The 20296-nt window shown below is 37.7% G+C and carries 13 protein-coding genes; 7 read left to right on the top strand and 6 right to left on the bottom strand.

Features of this window, described 5'->3' with window-relative positions; translation table 11 throughout:
- The first annotated feature begins 81 nt into the window (after positions 1–81).
- Positions 82–1287: a gliding motility lipoprotein GldJ gene (gldJ, locus tag IEV85_RS13765; RefSeq protein ID WP_188464317.1), complete on the top strand. Its 1206-nt coding sequence runs from the start codon at positions 82–84 to the stop codon at positions 1285–1287.
- Positions 1288–1350: 63 nt separating this feature from the next.
- Positions 1351–1980, top strand: a complete 630-nt coding sequence (locus IEV85_RS13760) for a hypothetical protein (RefSeq protein WP_188464315.1) — start codon at positions 1351–1353, stop codon at positions 1978–1980.
- On the opposite strand, the gene IEV85_RS13755 is transcribed toward IEV85_RS13760, so the two are convergent.
- Positions 1981–2160: a hypothetical protein gene (locus IEV85_RS13755; protein WP_188464313.1), complete on the bottom strand. Its 180-nt coding sequence runs from the start codon at positions 2158–2160 to the stop codon at positions 1981–1983. It abuts the gene before it with no gap.
- A gap of 97 nt (positions 2161–2257) precedes the next feature.
- Positions 2258–2614, bottom strand: coding sequence for a MotA/TolQ/ExbB proton channel family protein (locus tag IEV85_RS13750; RefSeq protein WP_188464311.1), 357 nt, complete (start codon positions 2612–2614; stop codon positions 2258–2260).
- Positions 2615–2809: 195 nt separating this feature from the next.
- Here IEV85_RS13750 and IEV85_RS13745 point away from each other — a divergent pair, with 195 nt between their 5' ends.
- From IEV85_RS13745 to IEV85_RS13735, 3 genes are read left to right on the top strand one after another with little or no spacing between them, the layout of a single operon-like run.
- Positions 2810–3844, top strand: a complete 1035-nt coding sequence (locus IEV85_RS13745; RefSeq protein WP_188464309.1) for a sensor histidine kinase — start codon at positions 2810–2812, stop codon at positions 3842–3844.
- Complete coding sequence (locus IEV85_RS13740; protein WP_188464307.1) at positions 3816–4508, top strand: LytR/AlgR family response regulator transcription factor; 693 nt, start codon at positions 3816–3818, stop codon at positions 4506–4508. The genes IEV85_RS13745 and IEV85_RS13740 overlap by 29 nt, the downstream gene beginning before the upstream one ends.
- A 46-nt stretch (positions 4509–4554) precedes the next feature.
- The gene (locus IEV85_RS13735; protein WP_188464305.1) at positions 4555–5394 is read left to right on the top strand and encodes an SDR family oxidoreductase; all 840 of its coding nucleotides are present in this window, start codon (positions 4555–4557) and stop codon (positions 5392–5394) included.
- Here the strand turns inward: IEV85_RS13735 and IEV85_RS13730 are convergent.
- From IEV85_RS13730 to IEV85_RS13720, 3 genes are all read right to left on the bottom strand, one after another.
- Positions 5381–6040: a Tll0287-like domain-containing protein gene (locus IEV85_RS13730; protein WP_188464303.1), complete on the bottom strand. Its 660-nt coding sequence runs from the start codon at positions 6038–6040 to the stop codon at positions 5381–5383. The two genes, IEV85_RS13735 and IEV85_RS13730, sit on opposite strands and share 14 nt — an antisense overlap.
- A gap of 4 nt (positions 6041–6044) precedes the next feature.
- Entirely contained in the window at positions 6045–7964 is a 1920-nt protein-coding gene (locus IEV85_RS13725; protein ID WP_188464301.1) for a GAF domain-containing protein, read from the bottom strand.
- Positions 7965–8062: 98 nt separating this feature from the next.
- The gene (locus IEV85_RS13720; RefSeq protein WP_188464300.1) at positions 8063–8584 is read right to left on the bottom strand and encodes a YfiR family protein; all 522 of its coding nucleotides are present in this window, start codon (positions 8582–8584) and stop codon (positions 8063–8065) included.
- A gap of 297 nt (positions 8585–8881) precedes the next feature.
- Between IEV85_RS13720 and prfA the strand changes: the two genes are divergently transcribed.
- Entirely contained in the window at positions 8882–9949 is a 1068-nt protein-coding gene (gene prfA / locus IEV85_RS13715; protein WP_188464298.1) for a peptide chain release factor 1, read from the top strand.
- Positions 9936–11327 (top strand): choice-of-anchor Q domain-containing protein, encoded by a 1392-nt coding sequence (locus IEV85_RS13710; RefSeq protein WP_188464296.1) that lies wholly within the window; start codon positions 9936–9938, stop codon positions 11325–11327. The genes prfA and IEV85_RS13710 overlap by 14 nt, the downstream gene beginning before the upstream one ends.
- 588 nt (positions 11328–11915) lie before the next feature.
- On the opposite strand, the gene IEV85_RS13705 is transcribed toward IEV85_RS13710, so the two are convergent.
- Complete coding sequence (locus tag IEV85_RS13705; protein WP_188464294.1) at positions 11916–20294, bottom strand: T9SS type A sorting domain-containing protein; 8379 nt, start codon at positions 20292–20294, stop codon at positions 11916–11918.
- Positions 20295–20296: the final 2 nt, after the last annotated feature.

The following is a 20296-nucleotide window of genomic DNA, read 5'->3' as shown; positions in this document are numbered from 1 at the left end:
ATCTTTACCAATTAATTTTATATATTGCGTTGATATATAAGAGATTAAACAGTGTTTATTAAACGAATACAATAACAGGATATGAAAAAGTTTGTGTTTAGATTTCAAAATGCCTGTCTGGTTGCAATGGCCGCCTTCCTTTTTGCCTGCGGGGGTGGTAATCCTACAGCAAACAGCCCAGGAGTGTTAAGTACCGCAACAGGACTAGAGTACAACAGTGATGAAGGTTTTCAGGTAGCGGAATTCAGAGGCCAGCCGGATGGACCTAACTTGGTTTACATTGAGGGTGGTAGAACCGTACTAGGTTCTTTTGAGGAAGATATTCTTTATACCAGAGATAACATTGAAAGAACTGTAACTGTATCTTCATTCTATATGGATGAGACTGAGGTTGCAAACATTCACTGGTTAGAATTTCTTCATTACGTAAAAATTGATTCATCAAGAGATTATTATCAGTCTGTTTTGCCAGATACAACTGTTTGGGCTAAAAACCTTGCTTATAATGATCCTTATGTTGATCACTATTTAAGATACCCTGGCTTTAGATACCACCCGGTAGTAGGTGTTACCTGGCTACAAGCCAATGAGTATGCTAAATGGAGAACAATAACAGTTAATATGAAATTAGCCGAAGATGCAGGTGTTGAAGTACCAGCAGAAACAGGTGGTAGAATTCCTTTGGAAACAGGTGTTGTGTTACCTGATTACAGACTACCAACTGAGGCTGAATGGGAATATGCTGCTCAGGCTTTAATTGGAACTCAATATGTTGATGAAGTTCAACTTTATAAAAGAATTTATCCATGGGATGGTCACTCTTTAAGAAACCCGTATGGAAAAGAAATGGGTTACTTCCTTGCTAACTTTAAAAGAGGTCGTGGTGACTACGGTGGTATAGCCGGTAAATTAAATGATGGCGCGTTTGTAACTGATTATATTTACAACTATCCTCCAAACGATTACGGTTTATACAACATGGCCGGAAACGTTAATGAGTGGGTTTGGGATTTATACCGTCCGCTTTCATTCCAGGATTTTGAAGATTTAAACCCTGTTAGAAGAGACGGAACTTTGGATCCTGCAAGAGATTATGACAATGGTGCTAACGACCCTAATGTGATTAACTCTTTAATTAATGACGAAGTAAGAGTGTACAAAGGTGGATCATGGGCAGATGTTGCTTACTGGTTGTCTCCAGGTACAAGAAGATTTATTGAGCAGGATTCTGCTACTTCAACCATTGGTTTCCGTTGTGCTATGATCAGAGCCGGAGCCAATAAATAAAATTAAAACGTTGATAAACACCTAAGCCCTGAGTAATCGGGGCTTTTTTTGTTTCTACACATTATGAAATTTTCCTTGCCTCTGCTTTTCTGCCTTCTGTGCTTTTACAACAGCTTCTCTCAACTGAAGTTATCTGATACCACTCAATTTAGCCTTATCTATAAAGACAAGGTTAATCCAGATATAGAAATTGAAAGATATGATTTCTTTGGAGACTTTTTTATTAGACAATCCAAAGGAGAGGCAATTAAAAAGCTATTTGGAGAGGAAGTCATTCAAATAGACGATTTATCCACTGAAGTGCTTTATAACTATTTTGTAATCTCTGAAAAGCTGGAGATTACAAACCCCGAGCAAGCTGAGTGGGCGAGAGATATTTTACAAAGAGGTGATACAGTGATTAATAGTAGTGAGCTATTACACTTTACTGTTTTTGAAAGCAGAAGGAACTCTTCAATCACAACGGAGCTTTTCTACCTTAAAAAGGTAACACTACCGAAGAAGTTCAGAAATATTTCTTCAATTTATAGAGGGAAGAATTCATTATTTCGGCCTGAGAGTCACCAAATTCTTTACAAAATAACTTCTGTAAGCAGCGATGGATCTAAGCTTTCTGAAATGGAATTAATGGAAATTAATGATTCAGAATTTGATGAAGAGAAAATTCAACAACTTGTCTCTTCACATAACTAGTTATCCACCACAGCCCATAGACTTTTTGAAATCACGACCTTTGGGAAAGAGTCCGCTTCTTTCTTCTTCTTCTTCAGAATCATTGTCATCCTCCCTCACTTTTCTTTGCTCTACTTCTCCTTTTTGCAGTGCCTCTTGTTTTTTCTTCTTTTCTAATTTTCTTTCTTCTTCTGTACTCATATGCCTATTAACGAGCATCAAATAAAAAAAGGTTTAAGCAATGCCCAAACCCTTTGAATTAAAACTAACAATCTTAAATTTCTTCTAACTCTCAATTCTACTCTGAAAAATCAAGAATGATTTTAAATATTTTGCCAATTAAAAAGATGAGCAGTCCATAAAGTGTGGTATAAGAAGAAACTTTTAAGCCGCCAGCTAACAGTGCCTGCAAAACTTCACCTACTTCTTCAATTGCCTGAAAAGCGCCAAAAAGACCAATTGTCTGACCGAAGATACCCCATACTAAGGCAAACAGTGCCAAGTCCTGGTTAATCTTAATCCATTTGTCCCTTTTCACAGGTTCTTTTTTCTTAATTAGAGCTACAACCCCTGTTCCTAAAACTGCTAAAAACAAAAGAAAAAGGATAGACATAAATTCGATTCCTCCTTCAATGTGTATTTCATAAAAGTTCATAATTTTATTTTTTAGTGAAGCCTAAAGATTGCAAGAACTAAAAAGTCTTATTTTTAAAATAGTCGTATTCCCCTTATAAGTAGGTAAAGAGCTGAGAAACAAAGATGAGTGACTAAGTTGCATTCTACCTGCTTAATTATTTCATCCACCGACTTTCCTGTCCTTTGAACATCCAAATTAGTATCTTTAACTCAAATGTTCACTAAAATAGCTTCTCATATTATTTACTGGCTGCTTGCGCTATCATTCTGCATTCTGATAATTGGTTACAGAGGTGACTGGCAGGAAGCAGTTTTTCTCACTATTGTATTCAGCCCTATTCCAATAGGCAGTGCTTACATTATTTCATACCATCTGTTAGAAGAGTTTCTGATGAAGCAAAAGTACTTTAGGTTTTTTCTGTATGTTGCTTATATTTTAATTACTTCCTTTTTTTTCATTTCGGTTATTAACACTGCTGTCTTCATTTATGTAGCAGATTATAAATTTAACATGATGCCCCCGGCTACCAGGGATATACTCACTTTATTTGCTATTTTATTTTTACTGGTTATTCTATTTGTGGCTGTACAAAGTATCAGAAAGTGGGGACAAGCCAATGAAGAAAAGGAAAGAGCATTGAAAAATGCAGCAGAATCAGAACTAAGATTTTTAAAAACACAGCTACACCCACATTTTCTATTTAACACGCTCAACAATCTGTATACTTTAACTTTAGAGAAATCGGAAAAGGCTCCTGAGCTGGTGCTTAAGCTTAGCGGTTTACTCGACTACGTTTTAGAGTCCGGCAAAAGTAAAATGGTGGATTTACAGAGTGAAATTAATGTAATGAATAATTTCATCTATCTGGAAAGCCTACGGTATGAAGACAGGCTGGATTTTACCCATAGTATAGACATTCCTGATGACTTTAAAGTCCAAATTCCCCCAATTATTCTGATTACCATTATGGAAAACTGCTTTAAACATGGAGCTATGAATAATTCTGGTCAGATAAAGATTAGCATAGAAATTAGCCAAAATCAGCACGAACTGATAATTAAGAGCAGCAATACCTTTCAACTTAACTCAGGCAGAAACAGCTCTGGTATCGGTTTAAAAAATATTCGAAAGCAGCTCGATTTTATATATTCAGAAAATTATTCCCTATCTACTAAAGAAGAAGGTGAACTGTTTTTACTTCATTTAACCCTACCGCTTTATGCAGGAAATAAAATGTATTATAGCTGATGATGAGCCACTGGCGAGAAAATTAATCACCTCTTATGTTGAGCAAACACCTTTCCTGAAGTTGAAGGGGGTTTTTAAAAACTCGTGGGAGGTAAAAGATTTTCTGTACAGTAATCCTGTAGATCTTATTTTACTTGACATCGAAATGCCTGGCCTGGATGGCCTCACATTTTTTAAAACTTTAAACAATCCACCGAAGGTAATATTTATAACGGCACACAGAGACTATGCTGTTGATGCATTTGAAGTAAATGCTTCTGATTATTTGATGAAACCCGTTGCTTTCGAAAGGTTTTTGAAAGCCTTAAATCATGTTCATCAAATTAAAAATACTGCCTCCGAGCAAGTAATGGCATTAGCTACAAACGATCATTTGTTTATTTCCATTGACAGGCAGATGCAAAAAGTTTTCTTTGATGAGATTGAATTTCTTGAATCGATGGGTGATTACGTTAAGTTTTACATTGGCCTGTCAAAACCGCTTATTACAAAAGCCAGGTTAAAAGACTTCGTTGAAAAACTGCCTTCTAATTCCTTTTTACAGATACATCGTTCCTTTATAATTAATAAAAATAAAATTAATGCCTACACTCAGGATAAGGTGAAGATTGGAGATAAATGGCTGAGAATATCAAGGTCTTTCAAAGATCAATTGGACTTCTGATTAAACATAATTCCATCTCTGTGGTTAAAGCCCTTAAAGAGTCTACATGAAAAAAATAGCTATTACAGGCGCAACGTCAGGCATAGGGCTGGAGACAGCTAAAGCGCTTTATGAAAAGGGTAATGAGCTTATATTTCTGGTAAGAAATATTAAGAAAGCAGAAGGCCTCATAAAAGAATGGTCCGGTGAAGATCGGGTAGAAATCATAGAATGTGATTTAGCCAATTTGCAAAGTGTTAGAAATGCAGCCAGGCAGCTATTAACTACTTATACAGAATTGGATGTATTAATTAATAATGCCGGAGGAACCTTTGAAGAAAGAAAAGAGAGCAAAGAAGGGCTAGAACTACACTTTGCCATTAACCATATGGGCCACTTTCTGCTGGTAATAGAATTATATTCTTTCCTGCAAAAAAGTAATACAAAAATCATTAATGTTAGCTCAGAGGCACATAGGGCTGGAAAGCTTGATTTCAACAACCTGCAGCTTACACATAATTACTCTGTTACTAAAGGGTATGGTAATGCTAAACTATGCAATATATTGTTCACTAAATCATTGGCAAAAAGAGGATTCACCAGCTACGCACTTCACCCGGGAATAATTGATTCTGGCTTTGGAGATAATTTATCAACTCCATTTAAACTTCTGTGGAAACTGGGAAAACCTTTTATGAAATCCGCCAGAGAAGGGGCTTCTACAAGCATTTATCTAGCACAAAATGAATTGCCAAAAGCGCTAAACGGCAGCTATTTCAAAAACAAGAAGCCAACTCACTCTTCTTCGGACTCAAAAAATGAAGCACTTCAGGAGAAATTATGGAAGTATAGCGAGGAAATAATAGCTGAAAAATTAAATTCTAACTCAAATTCTAAAGACTTTTAACAATTTCCTTCTTGAGAAATTTCAGGCTCCACATTCCCCTAAGGTCTCCTACTTTATAGTCTGTTGCTTTATCCTGAGGATATTTCTCATTTAATAATGCTTTTATATCTTCTGAAAGGTTTTCTTTAGGGCCATGGCAATTAAGACATAGCTCTGAAGCAATAAAAACAGGTTTATTATAAAGAATAGTGTCTCCTGGTCTTATAAACTGAACATTAGTAGTAAGAGTCAGGTTTTTTTCATGGGCATAGTCATACGCCTCCAGCAAGCCTCTTTCTACATCGGAAGGTTCATTACTGGTATTTCTAGGCTTTACGCTTACTCTTTTAAGAAACACTTTATATACGTCCGACAGGCTATCCGTTAGTGGGTAAGCCTCTAAAGCACAGTATTCAGCTGCCTTCCGAAAGCCTCCTTCTGCATATTTATTCGAAATTTTATTAAGAAAAACAGCTTGAACAGCAGCAGTAATAGAGTCGCCCTGCCTGGTGACTTCATTGAGAATTTCTGCTTCCGAAATTTTCTTAACACTTCTTTCAGGAAGAGACTCTTCAATAGCTTCCGGCCTTCTTTTTTCCGTAGAAAACCCACAGCCAATCACTGCAGATATTAAAAAGAAGGCCGCAAAAGCTTGTTGAAACTTCATTCTATTAAACTAGTTCTTCAGTTGAAATTACTGCTCCAATTAATAAATATTTATTGGAACCTGAGCCCTGACTATGTAACACGCCACCTGAAAATTGTACATTTATGGAATCACCGCTCTTCTGTCTTACTTTCAACACTCCGGATGCTGTTCTTCCCTCTGAAAGGGCTTGCTTCATTTTGCTAAAACCAACTTTTGACTCAACGATTTTTTCAAACCCACTTCCACTAAGATCACTAAAGTTATACTTTAGTTTCTCCGAAGCGATATTGTTGATACTGGTTACCTGAAATCTGTCGTCCAGTTCAATCATCATGTTAGTATAGTTGATGATTTTTTCTTTATCCTCTCTGTCCCTCTGAGAGCGTTCCATTTCTTCCTGAGTAGCCTGAAGCTCTTCCATGTTCTGTCTCATTTCCTCCTCCTGAGATCGCATCTGCTCAGTCATTTCACGAGACTCTCTTAATAATTTGGAAGTTGTTTCATTGATTTTTACAGAAGAAATAGTGGATGCAATATTTTCTGCAATTTTCTCTACAAATTCTCTCTCGTGATCCTCAAATTTATTGAAAGATGCCAACTCAATCACACCATAAATTTCATCATTTACTTTCAAAGGAACGATCAATAAGCTGTTAGGATTAGCTTCACCTAAGCCAGAAGTAATCATCACATAGTCCTGAGGCACCTCTGTCATGTATATGGTTTCGGCCTCAAGCCAAGCCTGACCCGTTAAGCCTTCTCCTTCATAAATTCTCTGCTCAAGGTATTTTTTCTTATCCCAGGCATAACAAGCTGTTAGCTCCAGATATTTATCATCATCATTTTCACTGTTAATAATAAAAAGACCTCCCTGATTTGAGTTAGTGTATTTTACAAGGTTTGAGATAATTTCATCAGAAAGCTTTGAAATATTATCGTTATTCCTTCTTAAAATATCTCCAAACTTAGCAAGACCCTCTGTAGTCCAGTTTCTCTTCTTATCTTCTTCCGCTACTCGCTTAAGGTTGCCCCTCATATCTATAAGTGCATTCCCCAACACATCGTCTTCACTGAGTGGTTGATATTCAGAATCATATTTTCCGCTTCCGATATTTTCTGCAAAGTAGGAAGTTTCTTTTAAGCCATATACGAGTTTATCCACTGCCTCAGCCATTTCCCCTATTTCATCATTACCAAAACGCCTTGTACTACTATCAGGCAGAACCCCTTTACCAAGTTCTACCACCAGGCCTTTAATATAATTCACAGGTTTTGTAATAGATGAAGCTAACCAGAAGGCGCCTACAAGGCCTAAACCTATAAAAACCACCGCAAGTATGATGGATGTAGTTCGTAGAGCGTTAGAGCTTTGCAAAACCTCCTCTTCATACCTTTCAGATTCTTCCTGCTGTTGTTCAAGTACTACATTTAAATTAGCAATAATAGTATCTGTTCTGGGAAGTATTTCTCTCTCTATAGATTCCGAAGCCATAAATTTAACAATGGCATCCTCATAATTTTCAAACGTAACCAAGCTTTCCATAATCTCTTTCTGAAAGCCAAGTAGCTCTTCAAACTCCTTAAAGATGGTATCCATTTCCTGGGCCTGTCTTTCTTCATCCCACATCTCCTTCAAATCGGTTATCCTGTCTTTCATGGCCGGATATTCCTCTTCATGAATTGTTACAAGACTTTGCTTATCTGCCTCGTTACTTTGTAGGTAAACCCAGTTTGTAACAAGCATTTTGGACCGGATAATTAATAGGTTGAAATCTTTGATAGCCGTTACAGATGGCTTAATGATATTGGAATTTTTTTCTGTAAGTTTACTATTTGTGCTTACAGTAAAAATGGTAATCCCTGCATAAATAATAAAAATAAGAATGAGTGTAATAAAACCACCCAATATTTTATTGCCTATGGTAAATCTAAAATTCTTCATTTTAAAATAATTGCTGAAAATGTTCGGATAAACTTAATAAATTATATCGATAATAAGGCAGTTCTTTAAAAACTCACCTTCACTTTTAAGTGTACTATTTATTTAATTTCTTCACCAAAACGCAGTAATTCTTTAGATACTCTTAAGCCGGTACGTTCTAAATTAGTAGTGTTTACTTCAAACTTCAGCTTTCCGTTAACATCTTTAAAATTGATCATTGAACCTTTCTGCGCCAGGCCCTGCCCTTCAGTAATTAATAAAGTAGGCTTATTGCCCAGCTTATTGACAATTGCACCAAGTAGTGCACTTTTTTCCCTGGGAACAAACAGCATATTCATTTTCTGATTAAATCCATTTTCATCAATAGTTATAATTTTAATGGAACTACTGCCTGCTTTTTTTATTTCCGCCATTTCCTGAAGTAGGGGAGTAATATCAGATTTACCTACTACAGCTATTACAAACTCTCCTCCCAGGTAGTTTTCCGGCCATTCTACATATTTAGTGAAACTATAAAAAAACACTTTATGAAACTGATATTCATTCTCCTGACAAATTCCCGGTTTGGTAAGGAATACTAACAGTAAAATCAACATTGATAAAACTTTTAACTTTTTCATCTATATGTAAGTGAGTTTGAGCGCAAAAAGTAGCGATTTTTCCATTAAAAAAGAAGGATTAATCTATTAACACACAATTAATCCGCATTAAATAAAGTAATCTTTCAGGCATTCAGAACTGATTGCAAAGTTAGCTGAGTTTAAAAGTACTTTTCCTTACTGCCATTCATTAAAACTGCTATCAATACCTTAAATTCCATCCTCAAGCGCTGTAAGGATATTATTTGTCAGAAATTACCAATTCTAACCAATGAGATAATAATTTATTAACTTTGTAACCAGATTAATTGACAAGAAATGCTGAACAGGTTAGAACATATTAAAGATAGGTTTGAAGAGGTGGGGCAGTTAATGGTACAACCCGATGCCATGACTGATATGAAAAAGTTTACTCAATTGAGTAAGGAATATTCCGACCTTGAAAAGGTGGTTAAGCAATATGATGCTTATGTGAAAGTTTTGGATGGTTTGAAGCAGGCTAAAGTAATCCTTGAAACTGAAAAAGACCCTGGTTTTAGAGAAATGGCAAAGCTTGAACTGGAAGAGTTAAATCCTCAAAAGGAACATTTGGAAGAAATATTGAAAAAGATGTTGATCCCTAAAGATCCTAAAGATGAGAAAAATGCTGTTCTGGAAATTAGGGCGGGAACAGGTGGAGATGAAGCGGCTATATTTGCAGGAGACCTTTTCCGTATGTACCAAAGGTTTAGTGAGAAAAACGGTTTGAAAATCACTGTGCTGGATCTTACTGAAGGAACTTCAGGTGGCTACAAAGAGATTATAAGTACCGTAACAGGTAATGAACCTTATGGAACTTTAAAATATGAGTCTGGTGTGCACAGGGTGCAACGAGTACCTGCTACAGAAACGCAGGGAAGGGTGCATACTTCAGCAGCATCAGTAGCTGTTTTGCCTGAAGTTGATGAGGTTGAGGTAGAAATTGACATGAACGACATCCGCAAAGATACTTATTGCTCTTCCGGTCCGGGTGGGCAATCAGTGAATACCACTTATTCCGCTGTGCGCTTAACTCACTTACCAACAGGGATGATCGTAACTTGTCAGGATGAGAAATCTCAGTTAAAAAACTTTGATAAAGCACTAAAAGTACTGCGTTCCCGTTTGTATGAAATTGAGTTAGCCAAGCAGATGGATGAAATAGGGGCTCAAAGAAAAACAATGGTGCGAAGTGGTGACAGGTCAGATAAAATCAGAACCTACAACTACCCGCAAGGAAGAGTGACAGACCACAGAATTGGCTATACAGTACATAACCTTCCGGCTATAATGAATGGTGAATTAGAGGATATTATCGAAAATTTACAAATTGCAGAAAACGCCAGTAAGCTTAATGAAACTACATAAAATCTTCCCGGGTTTTATCTTAATTCTGCTGAATGGGTTATTCTTTTTCTCCGCATGTTCTTACGAGCCGGAAATAGAAGAGCAACCTGTTCAGCTTACTTTTTCTGCGGATACTATACAATTTGATACCATTTTTGCAGAACGGAAAAGCATTACAAGGAGGTTATTGGTTAAAAACCCATCTAAAAATGCAATTTCTATCGATCAAATTGGCTTAAGCAGCAATAAGGATCATTTTCAGTTAGTGGTAAATGGGAGGGAAGGTCACTCATTTGCTAATCAGCTGGTTTTAGGCAATGACAGCCTATTAATTTTGGTAGAGGCTTATATAGATCAAACCAATGAAAATAATCCTTTTGTAATTAGGGATGCACTTACTTTTATTAACAGGGGAAATGAACAACAGGTTGTGTTGGAAGCCTGGGGACAAAATGCTAATTATTTAAATGATTCAATATTAGTATGTGATTCCCGATGGACAGCTAAACGTCCGTATATTCTCAGCAACAATATATTGGTCGACTCTTCCTGTAGCCTCACTATTGAACCTGGCACTAAAATTTACAGCGCCAATAACTCATTTATTTTGGTAGCAGGCACTCTTAAGGCAGAGGGAACCGCAGAGAACCCTGTGATTTTTATGAACGATCGCCTGGATGAACCTTTTGCCAGTGCACCAGGCCAGTGGGGCGGAATTGTGTTCCTTGAGGGAAGTACTGATAATTATTTTTCACACACCCAAATTAAAAATGGAGTTGTAGGTTTAAACTTAAATATATTTAATCGGGATGGAGAAGCTGATGTGGTAGTGGAAAACTCTTTGATAGGAAATATGACTTTTAGTGCGGTGCTATCGCTTAACAGTGAATTCACTGCTACCAATTCAGTTTTTTTTAACACTGCGCTGGGTACTATATCCCATATAGGCGGGGGTCTGGCCACTTACCAGCACTGTACAATTGCCAACTATCTTAATGTAGCCAGAGAGCAACCTGCCGCATTTTTCTCTGATTTTGCAGTTGACAACAATGAAAACCAGGTGATTAACCCTTTGGAAATTAATCTTTTTAATTCAATCATTTATGGAAGAAACCTGGAGGAAGTTTTCTTTAGAGAAGAAGTTGCAGGCTACCTGTCTGTTACGTTTTCAAATAATCTCTTTCGAACCACTAATTCACAGTTGAATAGCAATAACTCAATCTTAAATGAAAACCCATTATTTAAAGAGCCTAATAATAGTGACTTTAGCCTCACTGAAACTTCTCCTGCAGTAGGTAAAGCGATACCAGGCTCTACTTCCTTCGATATCCGCGGCCAGCTACGTGACTCAACACCTGATTTGGGAGCTTATGAATTTATTCCCACAGAAAGGGAATAAAAGTTTGCTACCTCTGATTAGGCTACTCAAGGAAAATGAAATTGAACTCAAAATCTAGATATACTGACCTTAATAAGTGTTTCTTAAACTTTAAAACTAAGTATAAAACCTCAAAAAAAGACATTTTACTAAATATTGAGGCTTTAATTACACTTTAAGCTATTTTAAACAAAATTTTATTCTTTATCTTTTTGCTACTATATAACAAGACTTGATTTCCTTCAATGGAAACCTATTCTATCTCGAAAAACACCCCTGTAGCCCCCTCTAGGGTAACACCCCTATAATCCCCTCAAGGGGATAGCCTCACAGATGTAAGTAAGCAGAAAACTAATCAGCTTTAGCTCTATTTTCTAATATAGCAAAAGTCCTGTTATCTCAATTGAGGTTCAGTTCCAATAACTGCGATGACTTGATCAAAAAGATACAAAAAATCAAGATCCGTCAGCTGACAGACTACCACGCTACAATTCAACGCGCTCCCCGCCTTTTTGTCAACCAGCCCGCTCGGTTTTAGCAAGACTTGTCCCAACGATCGGAATATTATTTGGTTATCCAACAGTGCAGTATTTATCATGAGAACCCTGATTAATGTGTAACTGCTAACTTCAGAAGTTGATAATTTCCACTTGTATCTGATAAGCGCACACTATAGATGCCACTTCTCAACAGCTTGGTTTCAATGTCAACCTGTTTCATTTCCTTGCTCATTCTAAACTCACTTACCACTTTACCTGTAAGATCAATAATTTCTCCTTTAATTTCATTCTTCAAAACCGATGAAGCCCTAACAGCAACTCTATCATTTGCAGGATTAGGGAACAATAAGAATTTCAGGTTATCAAAATTATCTTTATTGGATAAAACAGCTGAAAGTTTCAAAGGCGGAAGGTTCTTATATGCAGACTGCAACACTTCGCCAGTTTTCTCATCCTGAAAGAAAGCAACTACCGCGAGGTTAAGTGTATCTAAAGCTTTACTGGCCTTAAAAGTAAAGTTTGCATCAATAACTTCTTTCCAGCTAATCCCTAATGGAGAAGTTAAAAACTCATTCAACACACCGTAATAAGTTTTCTGATCAGAGCTTCCTGATTGTGAAATTTTTAGCTCTTTATTAACAACAGCCAAATAAAAGCGTATGCTATCACTCAGTGGTCGTATGTTGCTAAATGAAACCTCAATCGCCAGCTCCCCATCAGAAACAGCTTGGGTAATAACCTTTAAAGAATCAATACTACTTGGTTCAAGCGCTTTCAGGTTAAGTTGATTCTCACTCAAAGTAGATGCAAATGCCTGATTTTCATTATAATTTCCATCCAAAGCAAACGAAGCCTGAGAAGAGTAAGCATTATAAAAGAACATTCTTGAAAGTGTAGCTGAGGAAGTGTTTTGAAAGAGAATATCCTCATTATTCACACGATAATTTATAAAAGCAAGGTCAGAGCTGTTGGAAAGACGGTTATTTAACTCGTTCATTTCCTGCTGGTCATCCAAAGCTTCGTCATTTCCAAAATATTCTATTAATACCATTCTGTTCCTACTTTCAATCGAAAAATTATCAAAAGCTATTCCTTCAGGTAAGTTTTCATTATCCCTTGAAGCAAAGTGGAACCTGAAAATCACATGGTCTCGCTCGTCTTGAGGAATGCCATCCAATATATGGCGTACTTTTAGAGGTAAGTCTTCCTGCTCTGAGTCACCAGACCAGCCTCTGCCAAAATCATTATTAAATACCGTTTCCCCATCTACAATATTATTTGTTCCGGGCCTTGCACTTATTAACTCAGTATTATACCAGTTTAAACCTGAGGAAATTCCATTTTCGAAGTCACCTAAACGTTGCCACTGTTTATTAGGGTCTTCAATGATCATTTCATCTGTTGAGTATTCCAAAATCATTCCATCTGAAGAGGCGATGTCCAACCAAAGGTCAAAAATGACTGTAGGTTTATCTACACTGCTAAAATCAAAAGCGGGGGAATAAACAAAAGATCTTTCTCTTGCATTATACGATCCTTCCGCATTGGTAATCCAGAGGTTATCAGGGTTAGTAATAACAACTGAGTCGGGTATAGCAATTTCCCAACTTTTATTAGTCCCTGCAGCCACCCAACCTTGAGCGTCATTATTAAAATTATATTGAGTTATTACACTGGTTTCGGGAACGATTACAAGTTCCTTTCGAACACTTGCTGTGCAACCAAAGTCATTTTGCACTTCCAAAGTCAATTGGTACAAACCAGCCCCTAATGTATTAAAATCGAAATTAGCCTGAATAATATCAGCAGGATTTATCAGTGTGGCTACTGTTACATTATTAAGAGAGATTGTCCAACGAAGGGTATCAATATCATTATCCGGATCAAAATTGGCTGTAAAGGCGATAGGTGTTGATCCAAAAGTGGACCTATTCCACGTAAAGTCAGGCTCACTGATCCTTTTGTAGGTAACTGAGCCTATATTACTGGTACAAAGTAGGTTATCGCCATCTCTGCTTCTACGAACTGCATAAAAAGTTCTTTCATTCATTCCTTGAAACAATTCTGCTTCCGGAAGAAAGCTTTCACCGGTAAATATAGGCCTGCCAATCAGCTCCTCGTTAGTGTACCAGTCTATATCCTCTCCGGAAATCATTCCTGAATTAGTAACTACCGCTAAATCAGCCACAGCTCCTTTAATACATAATTCAGATGATTCAAAAACTAAATCTTGTGGCTTTCTATAAACTATAGTCTGTAAGGTGTCTGTTGCTGTACAACCTTGCTGATTAGCATAAGTATACAATATCTCTACCTCAATGTGGTCAACTTGTGAGTTGATCATGCTATCCAGCAATCTGTCCGGGTGAAATACAAAACCAAGGTTTGCATTCCCTGTAATGACTGGTTGAGAAAACCGTGGAGAAAGTAATTCAAAAGTAAAATTTTCTGAAGGGTTATCGTTTCTATCTCTTGTTAATTCAACCTCGAAGTCATCTGTACAGTAGATACTTTGTACGGGGTTGGGCGAAGGAGTGGGAGTAGCCAACACCGTTACACGCTGAGAAGCTGCGTTTGTTACCGTGGTTCCATTATTTGGATTTTCAAAAGAATAAGAAATCTCCATATTTGATATACCATTATTTTCGTCCAGGGCTACAGAAGGGTTAAATTCAGCCATATTCCCTCCATTATAGGTAATTCCCGGGCCAAAAATATCTATTACTTGAAGTGGAAGGTTTCCTGTAACTAAGATAGCTTCTTCTACTGATATGGAAACAATTGAATCTACTTCACAATAAACTGAAGCTAAAGCCGGGAAAATATTGGCTGCATCATAAATATCAAAAGTTATAGTATCTGAATTGGAACAGCCAGTTGCATCCTGATAGGTAAATATTATCTCATGAACATCTTCAGGATCTGAAAAGTCGGTAATATCTAAAGCCTGCGTATTTAAATAGTATTTTGAATCACTGTGCAGTACTACTCCCGGTCCACTAAAAACTCCTCCAGATGCAGGGGTAGTATTTGTTATGGCTTCTGCTCCACTTTGCAAAGGAACTAACCCTGCTTCACTGGATAATGCACTGCTACTAGCGTAATCTACTGATACCGTAGGCAACGGTTTAATTGTAAGGTAAAAATAAAGAGGTTCACTAATACAGCCATTCACACTATTCACTTCACGGACTGTTAAAGTATCTTTTGACTCTTCCACAACTTCTCTGAAGTTAACAAATACAGAGCTTCCGTTGCTTGCTCCTTCAAACCTATTGAAAGAAGGGCCTTGTGAAGTAATATTCCAGATAAAAGAGCTTTCTGAAAAGCTTGGAGATACAGAAAACTTCACAAACTCCTCACCTGTACAAACCACTTCTTTAAATTCTGATTTAGTAGGCGCTGGAATGTCATTGATGCTCAAATTGAGTATTCTTGCTGGTGGAGTGCCGCCACAGCCACCTGAAGACGCAGTGGGTATCAATTCCAAAATAGCACTTTCGTTGGTTAACTCCAGAGGACTCACTTTATAGAAAGCTTGCGGATTTGTGGAGCTAAGTGTGTAAACCGGATTGTCCGGATCATTATGAAAGCCCCATGTCCCATCAAAGGTTGGCTCTTCGTTAAATTGATCGTTGCGTGACCACTCCAAACCATCTGCACCTCCTCCAAAACTACCATTCAAAGCAGCTACTGCCATGGGATTTCCTGCACCGTCTAATTCCTTACAAAGTTGTAAGTCCGGCCCTTCATTAGCTGTTATTGTGGACACAAAACGAATAATAAGGAAATCTTCTGTTGCAAAGCATGGGTTATTTCCTGATGGGTTTGTGGATCTTAACCTTAACGTGATTTCACCAAAGGCTGCATCGGCAAGGCTGGGGTAGTAAGTGGGAGTTAAGTTATTAGTTGATTTTAAAGAGAAATCGGAAGAAAATCCACCGCCTCCGCTTGAAGGGCCCGATTCTATGGTCCAGGTGCCTGTAGTCACATCCCCTGTAATACTAGGCAACGTACCCATCGAAGCCGAAGAACCCAGATCAACACTGTTTTCCTCTGCCAAACATAAGTCTACCACTCCGAAGGCATATTCAGCGTCATTATTTCCTCCGGCTTCTACAACAGAAATTTCAAATTGCCGAATAATTATATTAGAGCCTAAATCGGGTGCCGAACAAGTAGTAAGTTCAGGATCGAGATCAGTGACTGAAATTAAGGAATAGGTATTGTCTCCTGATGCAGGTGGATCGACAATAAAAGAAGTGCCTGAAGTATAATTACTGATAGTCTGATTGTCCACTCCGTTGGAATACTGTATAGTATAAAGCCCGGAGCCTCCTTGTACATCTACTCTTATTTCTGTTGCAGTAGGAGAGGTGTTACCATCTACTCCCCCGGAAGAATTACACACATTATTGTTACCCACAATCACCAGCTGAGCGGTGCTTGGACCTATCTTTACCTCCTCAGTTGAAGTGGTGCTGGCATCATCAGCATTTCCGTTTTGCCCACTTATCTTACTTAAAGTGATTGTACCCGGTTGGGTTAGTGAAGGCATATCAAAAACAATTGTGTTATCATCAACAATTGTAAAAGTATTGATAGTGCTTGAAGTACCTCCTATATTAGTGATGATTTCACTTACTCCTGTAAAATACTTTCCCTCAATTGTAAATTGTTCATCTATACAGGCACCCTCAGAGAAAGTAATGATTTTTGACGGACCAAAAGTAGTAAATGACCAGGTAGCAGGATCATTAAATCCTGTGTAAGCATTTCCTGCCCTGTCTACAATAGCTCCTCCATCAAATTCAAAATAGTATTTGGTTGTATCAGTTAATAGAGTGTTCAATGATAGGAAATTAAGAGTATTAGCAGTATTGTTAGAAAAAGCTGAACTTCCACTTAAAGTCGCTGCCAAAGTGTTAGTTTCTGCTTCAAAAATTCTGATATTGTCACTTCCTGCACCCGAAACAGGTTCATTAAAGCTAATGGTGAAATTATTAGGGTTCACATTGAAGGCATTGTTGACGGGACTAAATGGGGTACCCGATAATACGGGGGCTTCAGTATCTATTCGAATATTTTTATTAGAGCCCAAAGAGTTTGGCCCGGCCACTGCGGGTAATTGCAGATCAGCCTCTATTTCTGCAAGATCGTTAATCGTTCCTCCTGCCAAAGACAAAGAACCTGTATTGGCATAATTTAAGTCATTTGTATCTAATAATGTTCCGTCAGCGTTTTGAACTACATATTCAAAAACTAAAGTGGTAGAATTAGAGCCTGATAAATATACTGCTTTGTCATTTGTATTTAATATCAGCTCCGGAGCTCCTGTAACCAACACTGTTTCATTAAACTCCACAGTAATATTAATTATATCTCCTGCTTTGTAGAAATCATTGGCATTAGTAGATGTAACATTAACAATAGATGCAGGCTCAGTATCTACTTTAATAATCTTATCATCTTGTAAACGATTGGGACTTGATGGTAAAACGGTAGAAATAATATTATCAGCATCATCAGTGATACTAGCCTCCCCCAGTGAAATAGCAGTTACATCAAGTGCATTCGTATTTTCACCTGAACCCACTGCGCCTACAGTGTATGAAAAATTCGCCTGGTTATTTATAACATTTTGAAAAGAAGCCTGTCCTCCAGAATTAAGGTTTAGTTCCGGCACTCCTGTAACTGTTATATCATCATCAAAAGTCACTGATATGTTAATAACATCGCCTGGCTTGTAAAGCCCGGCATTATTCGATGTTGTGATTTTCGTTATTCTTGGCTGGCGGGTATCAATAGAAAAATCATCGGAATTAACGGAAACAATTGGGTTTCCTGCCTCATCTGTGGCATCGGCAATAGCTATAGAAACCAGGTCCGTTTCTTCCTCTGCCAAATTATGTGTGAATGAAACTGTATAAACTGTATTTGATACAGACCAGGTGCCATCCGTATTCTCCGCAAGATCGGTTGACCCGGATACATTAAAAGTGATGGCCTGTCCGGGATCCATAGATTCCGAGAATGTAGCTGTCAGCTCAATTGTCGGGTTAGCACGGTTGATCAAGGTTCTATCAAAGGATATATTAGTTACTGTGGGTGCTTTAGTGTCAATAATAAAAGCATCTGTTTCGGAATAGGTAATCTGAGAATTACCCGATGTATCCTCAGCTCCTGAGATTGATATATCTACATTGTATTCCACATTCTGGTCTGAAACATCATAAACAACAGTGTAAACAGTGTTTGATGCAGACCATCCACTGGAGGCTGTAGGTGTTAAACTGCTTGAAGCATCTTCTTCAGTAGTTGGAAAACTAACTACAGGAACAACAGACGGGTTCATAGCTTCACTAAAAGTAATCTCTATTTCAAAAGTTTCACTTCCTACACTTTGCTTGTTTAGAGCAGAAGGAGAAAATAATGTATTTGTAACTGAAGGTGCTGTCACATCCTCAAAACTATAAGTTTGAGAAAGCGTAAGGTCGTTAAAATCTGGCGTCCCTGAAAAAGTGAGATTGTCAACTGTGCGCAGGCTAAAAGTTATATCAGGTGTTGATGAATTTACATCGGCACCTACATCCATCACTAAAAAGTAATTCTTCGTTTCTGATGTAAAGGACTGATTGAGGTTACTAATTATTATATTATCAGTATTTACAGTAAAACTAGCTGTTTCAATCGGTGAATCAGTGGCTACATCTTCATAATTGGCATTTGAAGAACTAACTAATCTTAGGTTACTTAGGTTAGCGCCAAGTGTTTGGTCAATATCGATAATAATTTCTTCCAGGATGGTCGAGCCCAAAGCCTCGATAGATATGCCTAACACTGCCTGATCAGAACTATTACTCTCTAAAACACCAGTGTTCAGACCATTGGTTAACTCACTTATAGTTAGTCTTGGATTAACAGCAACGGCATTACTTGTTCCGCTAACAGAGCCTGAAGTAATAGTTAAACGACCGTTTCCGCTGCCCTGGTAGTTAAAATTATTAGGAAAAGTGCTCACGCCCTCTGTAAACCCGGCATCCGGAGCATTATCCATAGGGATGTTTCCTGCATTGGCTACCAAATAACCATCTGTAAAATCTAAGTCAATGTTGCCATTTTCATCTCTAGCTTCAAATACTGGTGAAGGACTTATGTTTTGGCCGGCAATAACTGTTGCGGGCGGCTGAGTAGTAAAAACAAACTCGGAAGCTGCTACTTCAATTCTATTACTGGCATCCGGTGTTTTAATAGAAGTGCCCGGAGCTGTACTAAAACCACTTGTTCCGGATTCAACGGTAATAGTTGAAGGATCAAGTTCAAATACAAAGTTGTTATTATCAATATCAAAACCAGTAATACTCTCTTTTATCCTTATCTCCAGCTGCAATGCAATAGATTCCCCTTCCGGAATAAAACCAAACTGGTTGCTATTGTTGTTGTTGTTGTCTTCCACCGTAAATTCAATAAATGAGCTGCTAAGAGTACCTGTTAGTACCCGGTCAGGGGATGGGGTAGAATTTCTTATTCTTGCATTTTCAATTACATCAGTCCAATTGATACCGTTAGCTAAAAAATAATCTGTAGCAGCAGCTTCAATATTAAAAGCTAAAAGCTTGGTAGGTAAGCCATCTCCCGCTACATCATTCATTGAAAAACTAAAAACCACTGCGTATTCTCCATCAGCATCATTTGTAACTGAATTGATTGTTGATGCAGCTGAAGTATAAGTTAACGTATTAGTGCTGGCCGGTGCTAAAGTGGTAGAGGTTAAGAGTTCAGGACTATCAGTAAAATAATTATAGGTAGATTCAACAGGAGTACCCTCCTCAACAAATGAATAAGGAATAACATTTATCGCATATTCTGTCTCAGAACTTAAATCCGAAATCGTAGCTGTTAAAGCAGTTGAATTATCTATTATTACTATACCTGCACCAGGTATCAAGTCGTCAGGACTTGTTCCGTTACTAATTCCTGAGATATCAATTGAAGTATTTCCTTCTTTATAAATAACTAAATACCCGTCAGCACCGGCAACAGCATCCCATGAAATTTCAAGTGAATTAACTGTTTGCTCTACAACACCAAGATTAGTAGCTGCACCCGATGGAGGAGATGCTAAGGTATAAAAGCTCAATACATCTCCCTGGGCATTATTTAAGTCATCTGCAGTTTCTTCCGCATATACTCTATAATAATATTCGGTTCCAGCTGTTAAGCCAGTTACTATGGTTTCCACCGGGCCGGCAGCAGAAGTTGTTAGGCTGGCGGTATTTGATACAGCGGATAAATCACTATTTATACTATATTCAAAGTGATAAGTGAGTTCACCGGCTCCGTTAGGATCTAAGGTAGCATTAAGCTTTGCTTCTGTATCCGTTCGCTCTGTAGCCGGGTCAGTAGTAGCAGAAATCTGTGCTACTATATCCGTCTGCCAGAAAAGCAAAAGAGAGAAACAATATATCGAAAGTTTTATCATCCGCATAG

Source organism: Marivirga lumbricoides (assembly GCF_014636295.1).
GTDB lineage: Bacteria > Bacteroidota > Bacteroidia > Cytophagales > Cyclobacteriaceae > Marivirga > Marivirga lumbricoides.
Note: the sequence above shows the minus strand (reverse complement) of the source record. Positions and strands in the feature narration are given on the sequence as shown.